At 73.4% G+C, this 19,265-nt stretch carries 10 protein-coding genes and 1 pseudogene; 4 read left to right on the forward strand and 7 right to left on the reverse strand.

Going from position 1 to position 19,265, the window contains the following annotated elements; all coding sequences use genetic code 11:
* Positions 1 to 10: 10 nt before the first annotated feature.
* The gene (locus EKG83_RS29255; protein WP_033433788.1) at positions 11 to 1,546 is read right to left on the reverse strand and encodes an FAD-dependent monooxygenase; all 1,536 of its coding nucleotides are present in this window, start codon (positions 1,544 to 1,546) and stop codon (positions 11 to 13) included.
* A 193-nt stretch (positions 1,547 to 1,739) separates the two neighbouring features.
* Between EKG83_RS29255 and EKG83_RS29260 the strand changes: the two genes are divergently transcribed.
* Positions 1,740 to 4,967 (forward strand): AfsR/SARP family transcriptional regulator, encoded by a 3,228-nt coding sequence (locus tag EKG83_RS29260; protein ID WP_033433787.1) that lies wholly within the window; start codon positions 1,740 to 1,742, stop codon positions 4,965 to 4,967.
* Positions 4,968 to 4,985: 18 nt separating this feature from the next.
* Here the strand turns inward: EKG83_RS29260 and EKG83_RS29265 are convergent, their stop codons facing one another.
* Positions 4,986 to 5,621, reverse strand: coding sequence for an NAD(P)-dependent oxidoreductase (locus EKG83_RS29265; protein ID WP_033433786.1), 636 nt, complete (start codon positions 5,619 to 5,621; stop codon positions 4,986 to 4,988).
* Positions 5,622 to 5,709: 88 nt separating this feature from the next.
* Positions 5,710 to 5,859 (reverse strand): hypothetical protein, encoded by a 150-nt coding sequence (locus EKG83_RS48440; protein WP_228123002.1) that lies wholly within the window; start codon positions 5,857 to 5,859, stop codon positions 5,710 to 5,712.
* Between EKG83_RS48440 and EKG83_RS29270 the strand changes: the two are divergent.
* Positions 5,831 to 6,292, forward strand: a pseudogene (locus tag EKG83_RS29270) (TetR/AcrR family transcriptional regulator C-terminal domain-containing protein); the annotation flags it as partial. The gene EKG83_RS48440 and the pseudogene EKG83_RS29270 overlap by 29 nt on opposite strands.
* Before the next feature lie 346 nt (positions 6,293 to 6,638).
* Here the strand turns inward: EKG83_RS29270 and EKG83_RS29275 are convergent.
* Positions 6,639 to 7,643 carry a LacI family DNA-binding transcriptional regulator gene (locus EKG83_RS29275; protein WP_033433784.1) on the reverse strand — a complete coding sequence of 335 codons (1,005 nt, stop codon included), beginning with the start codon at positions 7,641 to 7,643 and terminating at the stop codon, positions 6,639 to 6,641.
* Between the two features lie 513 nt (positions 7,644 to 8,156).
* Between EKG83_RS29275 and EKG83_RS29280 the strand changes: the two genes are divergently transcribed.
* A complete protein-coding gene (locus EKG83_RS29280; protein ID WP_051766553.1) occupies positions 8,157 to 10,517 on the forward strand; it encodes a family 43 glycosylhydrolase in 2,361 nt (786 codons plus the stop codon).
* 353 nt (positions 10,518 to 10,870) lie between these two features.
* Positions 10,871 to 13,177: a beta-L-arabinofuranosidase domain-containing protein gene (locus EKG83_RS29285; RefSeq protein ID WP_228122263.1), complete on the forward strand. Its 2,307-nt coding sequence runs from the start codon at positions 10,871 to 10,873 to the stop codon at positions 13,175 to 13,177.
* Positions 13,178 to 13,236: 59 nt separating this feature from the next.
* On the opposite strand, the gene EKG83_RS29290 is transcribed toward EKG83_RS29285, so the two are convergent.
* From EKG83_RS29290 to EKG83_RS29300, 3 genes are all read right to left on the reverse strand, one after another.
* Positions 13,237 to 14,343: an RICIN domain-containing protein gene (locus EKG83_RS29290; RefSeq protein WP_033433782.1), complete on the reverse strand. Its 1,107-nt coding sequence runs from the start codon at positions 14,341 to 14,343 to the stop codon at positions 13,237 to 13,239.
* A 60-nt stretch (positions 14,344 to 14,403) separates the two neighbouring features.
* Positions 14,404 to 16,776, reverse strand: coding sequence for a ricin-type beta-trefoil lectin domain protein (locus EKG83_RS29295; RefSeq protein WP_228122264.1), 2,373 nt, complete (start codon positions 16,774 to 16,776; stop codon positions 14,404 to 14,406).
* Positions 16,777 to 16,857: 81 nt separating this feature from the next.
* Positions 16,858 to 19,236: an RICIN domain-containing protein gene (locus tag EKG83_RS29300; protein WP_033433780.1), complete on the reverse strand. Its 2,379-nt coding sequence runs from the start codon at positions 19,234 to 19,236 to the stop codon at positions 16,858 to 16,860.
* Between the last annotated feature and the right edge of the window lie 29 nt (positions 19,237 to 19,265).

A 19,265-nucleotide genomic window follows, 5' to 3' on the forward strand; every position in this document is an offset into this window, starting at 1 on the left:
TTCACGGCTCTTACACGGGGACCGGAGAAGACGGGTGCACGCCGAACCAGCGGGTGGCGGCCCGCTCGAACGCCGCGCGGTCCGGGTCGCGGTCGCCGGCCCAGGCGACGACGCCGTCCGGTCGGACGAGCACCGCACCCAGCCCGAGGTCGTTCCGCGCCGCCCCGGCCGCGTACCGCACGCGGCTCCCCCAGCGCGCCGCCGCGCCGCGCAGGCGGTGGTCGGCGCCGAAGTCGAGCACGACGCCCCGTCCGTCGGGCATCAGGTCACCGAGGCGGGTGCCGTCCGCCAGGCGGAAGTCCGGTGCGTCGCGGCCGACCAGCGGGTGCTCGTCGCCGAGGTCGTGGCGGGTCCGCGCCCCCGACGTCCGCTCGAACACGTAGATCGTCCCGTCGCGGGTCCCGAGCAGGTCGCGGACCACCGCCTGGATCGCCCGGGCGTGCGCATCGGGTTTCATGACCGCCGTCTGCGCGCGCGTCCAGTCGAGCACCCGGGCGCCGACCGGGTGGCGTTCGCCGGTGTAGGTGTCGAGGAGCCCGTCCGGTGCGTCGCCGCGCACGGTCGCCGCGAGCTTCCACCCGAGGTTCACGGCGTCGCCGATGCCGAGGTTGAGCCCCTGCGCGCCGAGGGGCGAGTGGACGTGCGCGGCGTCGCCGGCGAGCAGCACGCGCCCCCGCCGGTAGGTCGTCGCCTGCATCGCCCGGTCGGTGAAGCTGGAGGCGTGCCGGACTTCGCCGAGGGTCACCTCGGTGCCGGACACCCGGCGCAGCACCGCCTGGAGGTGGTCCCGGGTCGGTGGCCGCGACCGGTCGAACGCGCCGCCGTCGAAGTCCAGCACGCCGACGTACCCCTCCGCGGGCGTCCGGAGGTACATGCCCGTCGGCGTCAGGGTGAAGCCGGGGCGCAGCTCTTCGGGATCGGCGATGGCGGCGAGCACGACGTAGCCGGTGAACTGCGGTTCGGTGCCGGCGAAGTCGAAGCCCGCGAGCCGGCGCACCACGCTGCGCCCGCCGTCGCAGCCGACGGCCCAGCGCGCCGCGTGCTCGTGCCCGCCCGCCCGCAGGACCACGCCCTCGTCGTCCTGCTCGACGGCGGAGACCGCGAGGCCCCGCCTGATCTCCACGCCCACGTCGGCCGCCCGCGCGGACAGCACCGACTCGACCGCTTCGAGGTCGGTCATCACGCCCTCCGCCGCCGGGCCGGGGAGCCGGAAGGGTGAAGCGGCGACGTTGGAGGGGTCGAGCACCATGCCCGCGAAGTGGCTCACGCTCCGAGGGGGTGACGGCTCGTCCGAGTCGGGTGCGTCGGGTGCGTCGGGTGCGTCGGGCAGACCCGAGGCGGTCAGCAGCGGTCGCAGCAGGCCGCGGCGGTGGAACGCGGCGACGGAGGTGGCGGACAGGCCGCGCATGCCGAGCGGGTGGGTCTTCCAGGGGGAGCGGGGGTCCGGGTCCCGTTCGAGCACCAGGACGGAGCAGCCCGCGAGGCCCAGCTCGCAGGCGAGGAACAGGCCGACCGGGCCGGCGCCGGCGATCACCACATCGTGCACGGGAACTCCTTTTCGGCGGTTGTGGTGCCAGGTTGGGGCGGGCCGCTCACACCGGGCGCACGTGGCGCTGACGCGGGTGCGGACGTGGGCGGAGACGGCGCCGCGTGGGCACGCACAGCGCTGACGCCTGCCCGGCAGGCGCCTCGGGGAGGCCGTTGCCGTGCCTCGCCGGCGCGTGCGCGAAAATCAGGGGGTGGACGGGGGTGCGCGGCTTCGCGTCACGCTGCTGGGCACCTTCCGGGTGTCCCGCGGTGACACCGCCCTGCCCGTCCCCGGCACCCGGTCGCAGAACCTCCTCACCCGCCTGGCGCTCGCGGGCGGACGCCCGGTCGAGCCGGGCGTCCTGATCGACGCGATCTGGCCGGAGGACCCGCCGGCCGCCCCCGCCCACGCCCTCCAGGCCCTCGTCTCGCGGTTGCGCCGCACCCTCGGCGCGGCGGACGACGTCGCACGACTCCCGGGGGGCTACCGGCTGGCCGTGGACGCCGCCGACGTGGACGCGCTGCGGTTCGAGCGGTTGGCCGGTGCCGGCCGGGACCGGCTGCGCGCGGGCGACCCGGGTGCCGCGGCGGCCGCGCTCGACGAGGCCGCGGCCCTGTGGGGCGACGGCCCCGGTGCCGAGCCCACGGCCGTCGCCGCGGTGGCGCCCGCCGTCGCGACCCGGCTGGCCCACGTCTCGGTCGAGGCCGTCGCCGACCTCGCCGACGCCGAGCTGGCACTGGGCCGCGCCGACGCGGCCGCCGCCCGCCTGACCGCCCTGCTCGCCGAGCACCCCGTGCACGAGCGCGCCGCCTCGCTGCTCATGGACGCGCTTGCCGCCCAGGGGCGCCAGGCCGATGCCCTGCGCCTGTACGAGCGGGTCCGCGAAACCCTGGCCGACGTCCTCGGCACCGATCCCGGCGAGGCGCTGCGCGGGCGTCACCTGCGCCTGCTGCGCACCGGGCCCACCCCGCCGACCGAGCCGCCCGGCCCCACCCCACGAACCAGCCCACCAACCGGCCCCGGCGCCCTCCCCACCCCGCTGACCAGCTTCATCGGCCGTGACGACGACCTCGCCCGCATCAGCGCCCTGCTCACCACCGGTCGCCTGGTCACCGTCCTGGGCCCCGGCGGCGCCGGCAAGACGCGCCTCGCCGTCGAGGCCGCCCACCGCCTGCGGCACGGCTACCGCGACGGCGCCCGGCTGCTCGACCTGGCCCCGGTCACCGAACCCGCGGAGGTGGGCGCGGCGCTGCTGGCCGCGATCGGGCTGCGCGGCTCGGCGCTGTTCGAGGCCGCGGCCAGGCTGCGCGGCGACCCGGTCGGCGAGCTGGACGTGCTGGTCGACCGGCTGGCCGGCCTGGAGGGCCTGCTCGTGATCGACAACTGCGAGCACCTGGTCGACGCCGTGGCGCACCTGCTCTCGACCCTGCTGCCCCGCTGCGCCGGGCTGCGGGTGCTGGCCACCAGCCGGGAGCCGTTGGCGATCGACGGTGAGGCGCTGGTCCCGCTGGGCCCGCTCGCCCTGCCCGGGCCGGGCGCGGACCTCGATCACGCCCGCCGCGCGGCGTCGGTGCGCCTGTTCGCCGAGCGGGCGGCGGCCGTGCGGCCCGGGTTCACCGTCGACGAGCGCGACCTGGACCCGGTGCTGCGCGTCGTCCGCGGCCTGGACGGCATGCCGCTCGCCCTCGAACTGGCCGCCGCCCGCCTGCGCACGCTCTCGCTCGCCGACCTGGCCGCCGGGCTGGCCGACCGCTTCCGGCTGCTCGGCACCGGCAGCCGGACCGCCCCGCCCAGGCACCGCACGTTGCGCGCGGTGATCGCGTGGAGCTGGGACCTGCTCGACCCGGACGCGCGCACGGTCGCGGAACGCGTTTCGGTCCTGCCCGGCGGGGTCACGCCGGCCTCGGCGGCCGCGGTCTGCGCGGGTACCGGGCTGGCCGACGACGAGGTGCGGGACCTGCTGGCGGCCCTGGTCGACCGGTCGTTGGTGCAGCTCGTGCCGGACACCGGTCGGTACCGGGTGCTGGAGACGATCCGCGAGTACGGGCTGGAGAGGCTGGCCGAGCAGGGTGCCCTGGCCGGGGTGCGGGACCTGGCCGCCCGTTACTTCGCCGACCTGGTGGCCCGGTGCGACCCGCTGCTGCGCGGCCCGGCGCAGCTCGACGCGCTCCACGTGCTGGGCGCCGAGTACGACAACGTGCTCGCCGCCCTGCGCCACCTCCTGGACGGCGGCGACGCCGACCGGGCGACCGGGCTCGCGGTGGACCTGACCTGGTACTGGCACCTGCTCGGCCGGGAGCGCGACGCGGTCCACTGGCTCGGCCAGGTGGTGGCGTCGCCCGGCGACGGGGCGACGCGCGACCTCGCCGAAGGGGCGCTGCTGCTCAACACCATCGCCACCGGGGACGTGCCGGTCGCCGAGGAGGTGCGGGCGCTCACCGACCGGCTGTCGGCCCGGCCGGGTTCCGCCGGCGCGCCGATCGCGCTCGGGCTGGCCGTCCTGGAGGACACCGGGGCGTCGCGGGCGGTCGTCCGGCGGCTGGTCGACGGCCCGGACGCGTGGTCGGCCGGCCTCGCCCGCCTGCTGCGGGCCCAGGCCGCCGAGAACGAGGGCCGGCTCGACCTGGTCCGCGGCGACGTGACCGCCGCCCTGGACTGCTTCACCCGGGCGGGCGACCGGTGGGGCGTGGCCGCGACCCTCCCGCTGCGCGCCCTGCTGCGGCAGTACGGCGGCGACCTCGACGGCGCGGTGGCCGACCTGGCCGAGGCCAAGCGGCTGGCCCGCGAGTTCGGGTCGCTCAGCCTCGGCGACGAGGTCTTCATCGACCTGCGCCGGATCGACCTGCACCTGCGGCTGGGCGAGACCGCGCGGGCGGCCGGGGTGATCGCCTCGGCCCGGGAGCGGGCGCTGCGCTCGGCGTCCCCGGACATGGCGATCCTGCTCGACGCGTGGGAGGCCGACGTGCTGGTGCGGACCGGTGAGCTGGAGCGGGCGCGCGAGCTGGTCGGCGTGGTCGAGGCCGGGCTGTCCGAGCGGCTGCCGTTCGGCGGCGACCACGGGCGCGCGCTGATCAGCGCGGTGCGCAGCGCGCTCTGCCTCGAACTCGGTGACGGCCCCGGCGCGGCGGAGGCCCTGGGCCGCGCGTACGCGGCCGCGGTCGACAGCTCGGACCTGCCGATCGTGGCGACGGTCGCGGTGGCCGTGGCCGGGCTCGCCGCGCTGCGCGGGAGTTACCCGGACGTGGCCGTCCTCCTCGGTGCGGCGGCCCGCCTGCGCGGCGCCCACGACCGCACCGATCCGCGGGTCGGCGCGCTGAGCGGCCGCGGTCGGGCCGCGCTCGGCGACGAGCGCTTCACCGCGGCGTACGAGAGCGGTTGGCGGTTGACCGTGCCGGCGGCGTTGGCCCGGGTCGACCCGGCGCGGCCGCGGACCCCGTGACCCGGTGCGGGCCGGCGTTCACCGGGCCGGCGTCGGGTGGCGCCGCGACCACCGGGGGTCGGTGACCGCGCCGACGACGAACCGGGCCAGGTCGGCGCGGTTGACGCGGCGGCCGTTGGCCGGGTTCGCCGAGTCGACGACGCGGCAGGTGCCCGTCGGCGGCCCGTCGACGATGCGGGTGGAGCGGACGAACGTCCAGTCCAGCGGGCTGTCCCGGACGATCCGCTCCATCCGGCGCATGTCCTGGTAGAGGTCCTTCAGCAGGGTGCGGGCGACGACCCGGTACCACAGCGGGTGGTCCGGGTCGTCGAGCCGGACACCGCTGGACGACAGCGCGACCAGGCGGTCGACCCCGTGCTCCCCCATCGCCGCGACGAACGCCCGCGCGGCCGCGGAGTACAGCCCGTCGGCCCTGGCCCCGGCCGGGCCGACGGCCGAGACGACGGCGTCGTGGCCGCGGACGGCGGCGCGGACGCCGTCGAGGTCCCGCACGTCGGCCCGGACCACCGAGAGCCGGGCGGGGTCGGCCGCCGGCCGGGGGAAGGCCGCCGGGTCGCGGACCGCCGCGGTGACGGTGTGCCCGGCGCGCAGCGCCTCTTCGACGAGGGCGCGGCCGGTGGCGCCGTTGGCGCCGAAGACGACGATCGAACTCACGGGGTCCCTCCCGGTGATCGCGGATCGCGACGCTGGATGAACGGTGTTCGTCACGAACAGCGTACGTTGCGAACGCCGTTCGTCGGCCCTAGGGTCGGGCCATGTCGAGGACCGCGCGCACCCGACCGCCCCGCCCGCCCCTGAGCAGGCAGTGGATCGTGTCGGCGACGCTGGGGCTGGTGGGCGAGCTGGGGGTGCAGGCGGTCAGCATGAGGCGGGTCGCGGCCGCGGTGGACACGGCGCCGGCCGCGCTCTACGTGCACGTCGCCGACCGCGACGAGCTGATGGCGCTGGCGCACGACCTCGCCGTCGCCGGCGTCGAACTCCCGGACGAGCGGGACGGGGACTGGCGGGCCCGCCTGGAGCTGCTGGTGCGGCGGGTCGTGAACGCCCTGGCGGCGCACCGCGACATCGCGGTCGTCGGCCGCGACGCCGCGCCCGGCCCGAACTCGCTGCGGATCACCGAGGAACTGCTCCGCCTCCTGCGGGTGGGCGGGGTGCCGGACCGCGTGTGCGCCTGGGCCCTGGACCTGCTCGGGCAGCACATCGCCTCGGCGGCGCTGGAGGCGTCCGCCGCGCGCGGGCAGCGGACCCCGCACGACGCCTACGCCGCGTTGGACGCGGGCGAGTACCCGAACCTGGCCGCGCTCTCCGGGCTGCTGGGCAGCGGTGACGCCGAGTCCAGGGCCCGGTGGAAGCTGCGGGCGACGATCGACGGCATCCTCGCCCAGGCCGGTGAGGCGGGGGCGGCGGGCTGCCCCGCCCACCCGGAAAGCCGGCGAACGCGAGCCGATCTTCCCCGCCGGGCGAACCGCAGAACCGATCTTCCCCGCCGGGCGAACCGCAGAGCCGGCCTCTCCCCCAGGCGAACCGCAAAGCCGGCCTCCCCCGGGCGAACCTCAGAACCGGCCTCTCCCCCGGACGAACCGCAGAGCCGATCTCTCCCCGCGCCGCCGCGTGGTGGACCGGGTCGTCGGACCGGCGGCACCCCCCTCCGCCGGTCCGCCACCCCGTCCTTCAGTGCCCCCCGCGCCCCCGCCCCGGCGGCGGCCGGACGCTGTTGCGCCGCACGAGCGCCGGGCTGGAGGTGCGCCGGGCCCCCTCGACCCCGTTCCCCTCGATCTGCGCCATCAGCAGCTCCAGGGCATCACGGGCGACGGCGTCGAAGTCCTGCCGGACGGTGGTCAGCGGCGGGATGAAGTAGGCGGCCTCGGGCACGTCGTCGAAGCCGACCACGCTCACCTCGTGCGGCACCCGCCTGCCGCGCTCGTGCATCGCCCGCAGGATGCCCAGCGCCAGGTGGTCGTTGGCCGCGAAGATCGCCGTGACCTCCGGCATCCGCGCCAGCACCTGCCCCGCCCGGTAGCCCGACGCCGCGCTCCAGTCCGCGGGCACCACCGGCGGCACCTCCGCGCCCGCGGCCTCCAGCGCCTCCCGCCACCCCCGGATCCGGCCCGCGCTGTCGAACCAGTCCGACGGCCCCGACACGTGCCACACCGTGGGGTGCCCGGCCTCCAGCAGGTGACGGGTCGCCACCAGGGCGCCCTCCGCCTGGTCGACGGTCACCAGCGGGGTCGAGCGCTCCGAGTCGCCGTCGACCATCACCAGCGGCACGCCGGGGGGAACGGTGTCGACCGCGTCGTGCGCGGACGCCGTCGGCGCGATCACCACGATGCCCGCCACCCGCTGGTCGCGGTGCCGCTCCAGGGCCGTGGTGATCGACTCGCGGTCCAGCACGTCGACCCGGTGCGCGGTCACCACGAACCCCGCGCCCGCCGCCGCCTGCTCGAACGCCGCCAGCAGCGAGGCGGGACCGCACAGGGTCGTGTTCTGGGCCACCACCCCGATCAGCTGCGAGCGACCCGTCACCAGCGCGCGGGCGAACCCGTTCGGGCGGTAGCCCAGCTCCTCGATCGCCGCGCGCACCCGCAGGCGCGTCTGCTCCTGCACGTACGGGTGCCCGTTGAGCACCCGCGACACCGTCTGGTGCGAGACACCGGCGAGCCGGGCCACATCCGCCATCGCGGGCGTCCCGGATGCCCTGTTCTCCAACTGCCGTCCCCTCCGCGCGGCAGCCAGCGGCCGAGCGGGCGACCGGCGGCGCAAGCGACCAGATCTCGAAAGTTTCGATATCGGAACCGATCGACTTTGACCAGCGGGTCAATGTAGCCCTGCGTAATTTCGCCAGTCAACCGATGCCGAATGCTAAATGTCGCGGCGGGAACTTTAGCTTCCGCAGCCCCTCGCCCGCCGAAGTTGTTCGCAAATGTTGCGCAGGGGCCGACCCCGGTCGAACGGGCGTCGAACGACGGTCTTGACACCTTTTGTGTTACCGCTAACACTGTCCGGCAACACGAAGTTGACGTCGCCGACACGCCTCATTTACCCACATCGTGCCGCACCGGTGCATTTCAAGACCGGTCGACTCGTCCTGCCCACCGCCAGGTTCCCGCCTTTCATGTTAGCGATCACACCAATGTTGACCGCCGACCGGGACGACCGGGCGGCGATGCCCCGCAGAACAAGGAGAACCCCGTGGATCGACAACGTCCGCAGCGACCGGGTCGGCGGACCGCCGCCGTCCTCGCCGCCGTCGGCGCGCTGCTGGCCGCAGGTCTGGCCGCCACCCCGGCGGCGACCGCCGCCGAACCGAACCTCATCACCAACCCGGGCTTCGAGGACGGCCTGACCGGGTGGGCCGTCAACAGCGGGAACCCCACCGACGGCGCGACCCTGTCGCCGACCGGCGACGCCCACTCCGGTACCGGCGCGGTGCTGGTGACCGGCCGGCGGACCACCGGGTCGGGACCGGCGCAGGACCTGGCCGGGAAGGTGCACGCGGGCAGGACCTACACGATCAGCGCCCGGGTCAAGTACGAGAACCCGGACAGCCCGGCGACCAAGCAGTTCTTCGTCACCATGCACTACGGCGGCTCGACCTACACCAACCTCGGCACCGGCACGGTGCCGCGCGGCCAGTGGGGGCTGCTCCAGGGCACGTTCACGATCCCGGCCGGGCAGGACGTCACGACCCCGCGCGTGTTCGTCGAGACGCCGTGGGTCGCGGACCCGGCGGCCGCGCCGGCGACCCACCTGATGGACTTCAAGGTCGACGACGTGGTCCTGCGGGAGTTCGTCCCGTCGACCACCATCGAGGTCCTGGCCAAGAACCCCGGCGAGGGCAACCCGCTGATCTCCCACAAGTTCGGCGCCGACGGCAACGCCTTCGTCCACGGCGGCCGGGTGTACGTCTACATGACCAACGACACCCAGGTCTACAACCCCGGCCCCGACGGCACCTCGCCCACCAACACCTACGGCGGGATCAACACGATCACCGTGATCTCGTCCGACGACCTGGTCAACTGGACCGACCACGGGGAGATCCCGGTGGCCGGGCCGAACGGCCTGGCGAAGTACGCGTCGCAGTCGTGGGCGCCCGCGGTCGAGAGCCGCGTGGTCGGCGGGGTGGAGAAGTTCTTCCTCTACTTCGCCAACAACGGCGCGGCCACCGGCGTCCTGGTCGGCGACTCGCCGCTGGGCCCCTGGCGCGACGAGCGCGGCAGCCTGCTGATCACCGCGCAGACCCCCGGTGCCTCGGACGGCCGCAACTGGCTGTTCGACCCGGGCGTGTTCGTCGACGACGACGGCCAGGGCTACCTGTACTTCGGCGGTGGCGGCAACGACGGCTCCAACTCCGCGGAGAACACCAACCACCCGAAGTCGACGCGCGTCATCAAGCTGGGTGACGACATGATCAGCACCGAGGGCGCGGCGCAGACCATCGACGCGCCCCTGGTGTTCGAGGCGGGCCACGTCTTCAAGCGCGGCGGCAAGTACTACTACTCGTACTCCTCGAACTTCGGCTTCGGCGGGCCGATCGACCCGAACGGCCCGCCGACCGGCGCCATCGCCTACCTCATGGCCGACGACCCGATGGGGCCCTGGACGCCCGAGACCTACGCGGGCGTCATCTTCAAGAACCCCGGCGTCTACTTCGGCGCCGGCGGCAACAACCACCAGTCGGTCTTCGAGTTCAACGGCGACTACTACTTCACCTACCACGCCCAGACGGTGAACCGCCGCATCACCGGCGGCGCGACGCAGGGCTTCCGCAGCCCCCACATCGCCAAGCTGGAGTTCAACGCCGACGGCACCATCAAGGAGGTCCTGGGCACCTTCGACGGCGTCGAGCAGGTCCGCCGGCTCGACCCCTACCGGGAGATCGAGGCGGAGACCATCGCCTGGCAGCAGGGACTGGCCACCAAGCGGCTCACCGCGCCGAACGACGTGCCGGACCTGGCCCTGCACGACGTCGACAACGGCGACTGGACGTCGCTGTCGTCGGTGGACTTCGGCACCGGCGCCACCGGCGTGTCGGCACGGGTCAGGCCGCTGGTGGCGGGCGCGGGCGTCCAGGTGCGCCTGGACGACCGCACCGGCCCGGTGGTGGCCACCATCCCGGTCGACGGGCCCGCCGGGGAGTGGACCGAGGTCGGGACCGACCTCGACGGCGTCTCGGGCGTGCACGACGTGTACTTCACCTTCGTCGGGCCGGACGGCCGGGACCTGGTCGAGGTCGACAGCTGGCGGTTCACCGCGCCGTCGCTGCGGGTCGACGGCGCGGCCGACACCCGGTGCGCCGGCCGGAACGTCAAGCTGACCGTGCGGGTGACCAACGACGACTCGGTGCCCGTCGACTTCGCCGTCGACACGCCGTACGGCGCGAAGTCGCTGGGCGGGGTCAAGCCGGGCCAGAGCCGGGCCCACCCGTTCACGGTGCACAGCCCGACCCTGCCCGCCGGGGTGGCGACGGTGACGGCGACCGCGAAGGTGGACGGGCGCGACGTGTCGGTCGGGCTCCAGGTCCCGTACGAGGCGCGCAGCTGTCGCTGATCACCGGCGGTGGGGCGGTCCGGGTTCCCGGGCCGCCCCACCACCGTACGGCAACGGTATTGACACTCAACGTGTTATCGCTAACACTGAGGTAACGCTCCGGTCACCCAGCGAGCACCACGGCGTGTGAACCACGCCGCGCGGTTCGTTGAAAGGCATTCCACCCGAGCAGCGTTCCACCCCACCACGACCACGCCTGTCCGCCTCGGCCGACGGGCCCGTTTGTTGTTAACGATAACAAAGCGACCCGCTCCAGGGGCGGTCCGCCCCGGGCGGGAAGTTGGCCACCGCTTGCGGACAGGCTCACCGCAGCCACCGCAGCCGATCCCGGGAGCCTCATGTCGTCCTCACCGTTGAGCCGTCGCAGGCTGTTGCAGGCCGCCGGCGTCGCGGCCGTCGCGAGCACCGCACCCACCCTGTTCCAGGGCACCGCCGGGGCGGCGGCGGTCCCGCCCGCCCGCGCCGACGTCGGCGTCTCGGCCTACGCGTTCGACCTCTCCGAGGTCCGGCTGACCTCGGGCCGGTGGCTGGACAACCAGAACCGGACGCTGTCCTACCTGCGGTTCGTCGACGTCGACCGGTTGCTCTACAACTTCCGCGCCAACCACCGGCTGTCGACCAACGGCGCGGCGGCCCTGGGCGGCTGGGAGGCGCCGAACTTCCCGTTCCGCACGCACAGCCAGGGCCACTTCCTCACCGCCTGGGCGCAGGCGTGGGCCGTGCTGGGCGACACCACCTGCCGCGACAAGGCCAACTACATGGTCGCCGAGCTGGCCAAGTGCCAGGCCAACAACGGCGCGGCCGGCTTCAACACCGGCTACCTGTCCGGCTTCCCCGAATCGGACCTCGACGCGCTGGAGGCGGGCTCGCCCAAGGCGGTGTCGTACTACTCGATGCACAAGACCCTGGCCGGCCTGCTGGACGTGTGGCGCCACCTCGGCAGCACGCAGGCCCGGGACGTCCTGCTGCGGTTCGCGGGCTGGGTGGACTGGCGCACCGCGCGGTTGTCCTACAGCCAGATGCAGCGCGTGCTGGGCACGGAGTTCGGTGGCATGAACGCCGTGCTGACCGACCTGTACCAGCAGACCGGGGACTCCCGGTGGCTGGCGACGGCGCAGCGGTTCGACCACGCCGCCGTGTTCGACCCGCTGGCGGCCAACCAGGACCGCCTCAACGGGCTGCACGCCAACACGCAGGTGCCCAAGTGGGTCGGCGCGGCGCGCGAGTACAAGGCCACCGGCACGACCCGGTACCGCGACATCGCCACCAACGCGTGGAACATCACCGTGGCCGCGCACACCTACGTGATCGGCGGCAACAGCCAGGCCGAGCACTTCCGCGCGCCCAACGCCATCGCCGCCTACCTCAACACCGACACGGCCGAGGCGTGCAACACCTACAACATGCTCAAGCTGACCCGCGAGCTGTGGCTGCTCGACCCGAACAACGCGGCCTACTTCGACTACTACGAGCGGGCCCTGCTCAACCACCTGATCGGCCAGCAGAACACCGCCGACGGCCACGGCCACATCTGCTACTTCACCGGCCTGAACCCCGGCCACCGGCGCGGCAACACCGGACCGGCCTGGGGCGGCGGCAACTGGAGCACCGACTACACCACCTTCTGGTGCTGCCAGGGCACGGCGCTGGAGACCAACACCAAGCTGGCCGACTCGATCTACTTCTACAACGGCACCACGCTCACGGTGAACCTCTACGCGCCGTCGGTGCTGAACTGGTCGGCGCGGGGCATCACGGTCACCCAGAGCACCACCTACCCGGCGAGCGACACCACCACGTTCACGATCAGCGGCACCGCGAGCGGGTCGTGGACGATGCGCTTCCGCATCCCGGCCTGGACCAGCGGGGCCACCGTCAGCGTCAACGGCGTGGCCCAGGGCGTCACCGCCACGCCCGGCAGCTACGCCTCGCTCACCCGCTCCTGGGCGCCCGGCGACACCGTCACCCTGCGCCTGCCCATGCGGGTGATCACGGTGCCCGCCAACGACAACCGCAACGTCGTCGCGGTCACCTACGGCCCGGCCGTGCTGGCCGGCAACTACGGCAACACCGCGCTGTCCGCGCTGCCGTCGCTCGACGTCTCGTCGATCACCCGCACCAGCACCACGGCGCTCGCGTTCACCGCGAGGGCCAACGGCACGACGGTCAACCTCGGCCCGTTCCACGACGCCCACGGCTTCAACTACACCGTCTACTGGAGCACCGGCGGCAGCGGGGGCGGCAGCTACCGCCTGGTCAACGCGGCCAGCGGCCTGGTGCTGGGCATCCGGGACATGTCGACCGCCGACGGCGGCCTGGCGCTGCAGTGGGGTGACACGGGCACCGCCGACCACAACTGGGAGATGATCCCCGACGGCGGCAACGTGCGCTTCCGCAACGTCCACAGCGGCAAGGTGCTGGGCGTGGAGAACATGTCCACCGCCGACAACGCCCGGGTGCTCCAGTGGGGCGACACCGGCACCGCCGACCACAAGTGGACGCTGGTCGACAACGGCGACGGCACGCACAAGATCCGCAACGTCAACAGCGGCAAGCTGCTGGCCATCCTCAACGGCTCCACCGCGCAGGGCGCGCAGGTGGTCCAGGACTCCGACAACGGCTCGGCGGACAACCGCTGGCGGCTGGTCCGCAACGCCTGATCCCCGGAGGTCGGCACGGCGCCCGGTGCGGATTCGCTCCGCACCGGGCGCTTCGCGCATCAGGCGGTGCGCAGGGTCCACTGCTGGTTGGCCTGCCCGGAGCAGGACCACAGGACCAGCTTGGTGCCGTTGGCGGTGCCGAGGTTGTAGGCGTCCAGGCACAGGTTGGACTGCACGTTGGTGATCGTGCCGTTGGCGTTGACGCTCCACTGCTGGTTGGTGTCGCCGTGGCAGTCCCAGATCACCACCTGGGTGCCGTTGGTCGTGCCCCGCCCGTACGCGTCGAGGCACTTGGTGCCGTAGACGACGAGCTGCCGGTTGGCGTTGAGCACCCACCGCTGGTTGGGCTGGCCGTGGCAGTCCCACAGCTGGAGCTGCGTGCCGTTGGCGGTCGACGAGCCCGGCACGTCCAGGCAGCGGCCCGAGGGCACGCCGACGACCTGCCCGCCCTGCCCCGCCACCGGGTCACCGATGCTCCCGGGCACGGCGCGCAGCGCGGCGTACCAGGTGGCGGCCATCTTGTCGTAGCCGGTGGCGGTGGGGTGGACGCCGTCGATGAGGTCGGCCGTCGTCAGCGCGGCGTGCATGTCCACCAGGCGCACGCGCTTGCCCGCGTTGACCTTGCTCTGCACCATGCCCGGGATCGTCGCGTTGAAGTTCCGGGCGGCGGCCTCCTGCCCGGAGTTGGCCAGCGGGATGATCGTGGCGACGAACACGTCCGCGTTCGGCACCGTCGCGGTGATGCGGTCGACGAGCGCCGACAGGCGTGCCGGCGCGTTGGCGACGTTGTAGTTCTGGAGGATGTCGTTGGTGCCGATGTGCAGCAGCACCGTGCGCGGGTTGGTGTTGCGCAGCCAGGTGGTGACGTTGGCGTCGATCTGGTCGATGCGCCAGCCGGGGTGGCCCTGGTGGTCGTGGTCCCCCAGCGAGGCCGGGCCGTTGAACTGGGAACCGACGAAGTCGACCCGGTAGTTGCCCGCCCCGAACCGCTGCCACAGGCCGATCCGGTAGCCGCCGGGCACCTGCGTGCCCTCGGTGATGGAGTCGCCCAGCGGCATGACCCGGACCCCGCCGTTGGACTCGGCGGTGGCGGGACCCGCGGGCAGCAGCGCTGCGGTGACCAGGGCGGCGGCGCAGGCGGCCAGCCATCGGAACGGTGTTCGCATCGGTTCTCCTCGTTCTGGTTGGTGACTGTCAGGATCGGTGCCGCGGTCGGACGACCGGCGTCACGTCCGACCCCACTTCTGACCGGCCGCGCCGGTGCAGGTGGCCAGGGTGATCGGGGTGTTGTTGGCGGTGCCCGAGCCGCTGGGGGTCAGGCACAGCCCGGACTGGCCCCCGGTGACCGTGCCGTCGCCGTTGAGGGTCCACTGCTGGTTGGTGCCGCCGTTGCAGTCCCAGATGATCACCCTGGTGCCCGGCGCGGTGCCGGCACCCTCGGCGTCGAGGCACTTGCCGCCGTACACCACCAGCTGCTTCGCCGCGTTCGACGCCCACTGCTGGTTGGCCCCGCCGTTGCAGTCCCACAGCGTCACCTGCGTGCCGTTGGCCTGCGACTGGTTGGGCACGTCCAGGCAGCGGCCCGAACCGGTGTTGAGCAGCGGGCCCGACGTCCCGTTGCCGGGACCGGCGACGACGCGGAGGTTGTCGAACCGGGCGGTCTGCCCCTCCCCGGTGGCGAACCCGACCTGCCCCGCCGACCAGGTCGCGTCGGTGGCCGTGCCGACGACGGCGCCGTCGACCGTCGCCGTGATGGTCGAGCCGGAGAACCCGAGGGCCAGCGAGTGCCAGCGGTTGGTGCCCAGCGCGGCGACCGTGCCGCTGCGCAGGGTCGTCCACTGCTCGCTGGTGTTGTTGCGCAGGATCGACCACGCGCCGGTGTCGGAGACCCTGAGGTAGTAGGCGTTGAGGCCGCCGCTGCACAGCAGGCACTCCGAGCCGGCGCGGCCGATCAGCCCGGCGTACCCGGACTTCTCCAGCAGCACGTCCGCCGACACGGTGTAGTTGCTCCAGTTCACGTTGCCCAGCAGCGCGTACGGGTCGGCCTTGGTCTTCCAGACGATCGCGCCCTGCGGCGCGGCCTGGCGCACGCACCCGCCGGTGCGGCCGCCACCGCACGCCGCCGTCTCGAACGCGCCCTCCTGGTCCATCAGGTACCTGGCGAGCTTGCCGGTCGGGTAGCCGTCGAAGTCGTCGGAGTACGGCAGGTTCAGCGCGCCCTGGGCCGGCCCGGTGGCCGTGGCCCTGCCCTGCCCGGTCGTGGTGGTGATGCTGTAGAGGTACCCGGGTTGGGCGGTGAGGCTGAACCGGCCGCCGCTGGGCGTGATGTCCGCCGTGCGGACGAAGTGGTCGGCGGGGTTGTTGGAGTTCATGTTGGTGGCCCACACGTGGACCTGGCCGGTGGACAGGCCGCCGGTGACGGTGAAGTCGAGCACCTGCGCCGCGGTGGCGTCCATCGTCTCCACGATGGTGCTGTAGTCGCTGTTGTTCGGCGCCTTCATGGTGACGAAGCTGCCGTTGGCGCGGTTGCCGTTGAGGAAGCCGGTGGAGGAGTCCAGGTAGCGCCAGCCCGGGGCGGTGAACTGGGCGGTGTGCGCGAGTGCCCACAGGTTCTTGCCGACCGAGTAGGCGCCCGACCACGGCTGGTTGGCCAGCATGAGGCCGGTGGTCGGCCACGGGATGTTCGGGGTGATCGAGGCGATGAGGGGCCAGTTGATGTAGGCGGTCATCTTCCCGTCGACGTAGACGCGGTTGATGCCGCGGGCGAGGGCCTTGGCGCCGCCGTTGTAGTCGTCCGAGCCGTTCTCGCTGGACCAGAGGACCTTGCCGGAGTTGGCCACGTTGGCGGGCACGGTGCACGAGGTCTGCGCGCTGAGGTAGCCGCACGTGTAGTGGGCGCTGAGCACGTCGGCCGCGTTGCGGTAGGCGGTGTCGGTGGAGATCGGTCCGGCCGGGCCCCAGTCACCGGGCCACGAGTCGCCCGCGATGACCTTCACGCCGCCGTAGCCCGCGGAGTTGAGGGCGTTGCGCAGGTCGACCGTCCACGACGCGCTCCACTTCCGCTCGTTCTGCGCGGCGGTGAGGTAGTCGATGGTCAGGCCGTGCTGCCGGGCGCACCCGAGCCAGCTCAGCAGGTAGTCGATCGTGTCGCGGGACAGGAAGTTGCCGTTGCCCAGCCAGCCCGGCGCGCCCCACGGCAGGGCCACCAGCCGGATGTTCGGGTTGCGGGCCTTGGCCTGCTCCATCAGCCACCACTCGTACCCGCGGTCGCAGTCCAGGTCGCCCCGGAAGTGGGCGTGGCTGGGCTCGGCGCCGCTGGTGGAGTTGGTGTCGCCGCCGATCTCCACCTTGAGGATCTGGAGGGCGCCGCCGTAGCCCGGCTTGAACAGGTAGTCCAGGATCTGCGCGCGCTGCTGCTCGGGGTAGTCGACGAGCAGCCGGCTGTTGCCGCCACCGCCGCTGATCGCGCCGACGCCGTCGAACACCCGGCCGCCGGAGGTGCCGTTGAGGGTGATCGCCGCCGCCGCCTCGGCGGGGGCGCCGGGGGTCGCGGCCACCCCCGCCGCGGCCAGTGCCAGGGCGGCTGCGATGGTCGTCACGCGGTGCCGGCGCCTTCCGGCGCGGCTCGACAGGGTCATGCTCGGGCTCCGTTCGGTTCGGTTCCGACGTGTGGTGGCGGGTCAGTCGCGCACGCCCCACTGCTGGTTGGTGCCGCCGTGGCAGGACCAGAGCTGGATCGGGGTGCCGTTCGCGGTCCCGTTGGCCGCGGCGTCCAGGCACAGCCCGGACTGCACGCCGGTGATGGTGCCGTTGGCGTTGAGGTTCCACTGCTGGTTCGGCTGGCCGTTGCAGTCCCAGGTGATCGCCGCGGTGCCGTTGGCGGTCCCCTGGCCGCTGGCGTCCAGGCACTTGGTCCCGTTCAGCACCAACTGCTTGGTGGAGCTGTAGGTCCACCGCTGGTTGGTGCCGCCGTTGCAGTCCCAGAGGCGCGCCTGGGCGCCGTTGGCGCCCCCGCTCGCGATCTCGGCGCAGCGGCCCGACTGGGCACCCACCAGCATCGCGTTGCGCGGGCCGCCGCTGCCGCCCGAGGGCCCGGCGTTGGCGATCACGGCCTGCGCGCCCGCCGGCCAGTTGCCCCCGGTGACCGTGACGTTGCCCGACACCACGTTGCCGCGGTCGCCGTTGGTGATGTTCGTGCTGCCGTTGGTGGACCAGTTGCCGGTCAGCGTCCAGTCGCCCATGTTCTCGCCGCCCCAGTAGTTGGCGGTGGCCCACGTGCCGGTGGCGGAGAAGACGTTGTTGGTGGCCGTGTAGAACCGCGAGCCCTCGTCGAAGTAGAGGCCGTAGTAGCCGTTGGTCCGCAGGCAGTGGTTGCCGCTGATCACCGCGTTCGGGTTCCAGGCCAGGGTGTAGATGCAGCCGCCGTCGTTCATCTGCTGCATGACGTCGTGGACGTAGTTGTCGGTGAGCCGGTTGTTGGTCGCGGTGGTGGGGGTGGTGTACCGCGGTTGGTAGTTGTAGAGGCCGCGGTTGGCGTAGTGGTTGCTGCCGCCGGCGTCGTTGGCGCCCCAGCCGTAGCCGATCGACATGCCGGAGTACGGCATGTTGTAGACCTCGTTGTGGGACACGGTGGCGTTGGTGACGTAGGTGTTCAGGACCGAGACGTTGCCGCGGTAGTCGATGCCGAGGTCGTGGATGCGGTTGTGGCTGATGGTGATGTCCCGGTTGACCATCCGCCGGTCGCCCGGGTGGTGGGCGTCGGCGCGCACGCCGCCGACCACGATGCCGCCGGCCGAGCCGCGGGCGATCTCGGAGCGGGTGACGGTGACGTTCGAGGCGCCCAGGCCGACCCCGCTGGCGTGGGCGTTGGCGTCGTTGCCGATGCCGATGGCCGTCTGGCCCAGGTTGACGAACCGGGAGTCGCTGAACGCGATGGTGTCGGCGGCGGAGACCTGCACCGCGGCGGGCATCTGGGACCAGTGCGGTCGGGCCGCCTCGAACTGGGCGCAGCCGTTCTGGCAGGAGGTCATCCGGTCGGCGGGCCAGTTCCAGGTGCCCGCGAGGTAGGCGCCGGTCTGCTGGTCGGCGTACCCCTGGTCGCCGCTGGGGCCCAGCCAGGTCGTACCGGTGAACGTGATGCCGCTGAACGAGATGTGGTGCGCCGGCGCGTCGTAGGTGCCGCCGACGTCCACCAGCGACTGGAGCACCGGCAGCTCCACCCCGGCGGTGCGCACGTCCTGCCCGGCCGGCGGGATGTAGGACAGCGCGCCCGTGCCCGGGTCGAGGTGCCACTCCCCCGGCGAGTCCAGGAACTCGTAGGCGTTGGCCAGGTAGAGCGGGCCCGCCCGGTGCGGGGCGGCGAGCGTGTCGTACCCGAAGGTGTTGTTGCTCCACGCGGGCTGCCGCATGGTGAGGAAGTTGCCGCTGATGCCCTGCACCGGGGAGTACCGGTCGGTGAAGGAGTTGACGCTCTCCACCTCGACCCGGCCCGGGGCGGCCAGGTTGTTCAGGTAGCCCAGCGCGGAGCTGGTGAACCTCATGCCCGTGGCGGTGAAGGTGAAGTCGGCCCGGTTCACCTGCGTGCGCGCCCGCGTCGCGATCGCGCCGTCGACGTAGAGCTGCCGGGTGTCGGTCCCGGCGCCGACGTTCGCCCGCCAGACGTTCCGGCCCGCGTCGACGAGCGACCAGCCGGTGACGGCGCGGGCGCCGCTGATCACGGGGCGCGCGGACGGGGCGGCCTGCCACACCACGCGGTAGCCGTTGTTGCCGGAGTCCGCCGCGGTCAGCCGCAACGGTTCGGCGAGCCGGTACACCCCGTCGGCCAGCTGCACGACGAGGTCACCGGACATCGCGCCGTTGCGCGACCGCACCGCGGCCTGGGCGGCGGGCAACGCGCACGGCTGGGTGGCGGAGCAGGCGGTGCCGGTGCCGGAGGGCGAGGCGTAGAGGGTCGTGGTGGCCGCGTGCGCGGCGGGGGCGAGGGGCACTGGCACCGCCGCGGCGGTCAGCACCGCGACGGCGGCCGCCAGCGTTCTGCGCGGCGCGGAGGACGAGGACAAGGGGACCTCCTGGTGTGGGTGTGCGGTGC

This window comes from Saccharothrix syringae (assembly GCF_009498035.1).
In the GTDB taxonomy this organism is placed as follows: Bacteria; Actinomycetota; Actinomycetes; order Mycobacteriales; family Pseudonocardiaceae; genus Actinosynnema; species Actinosynnema syringae.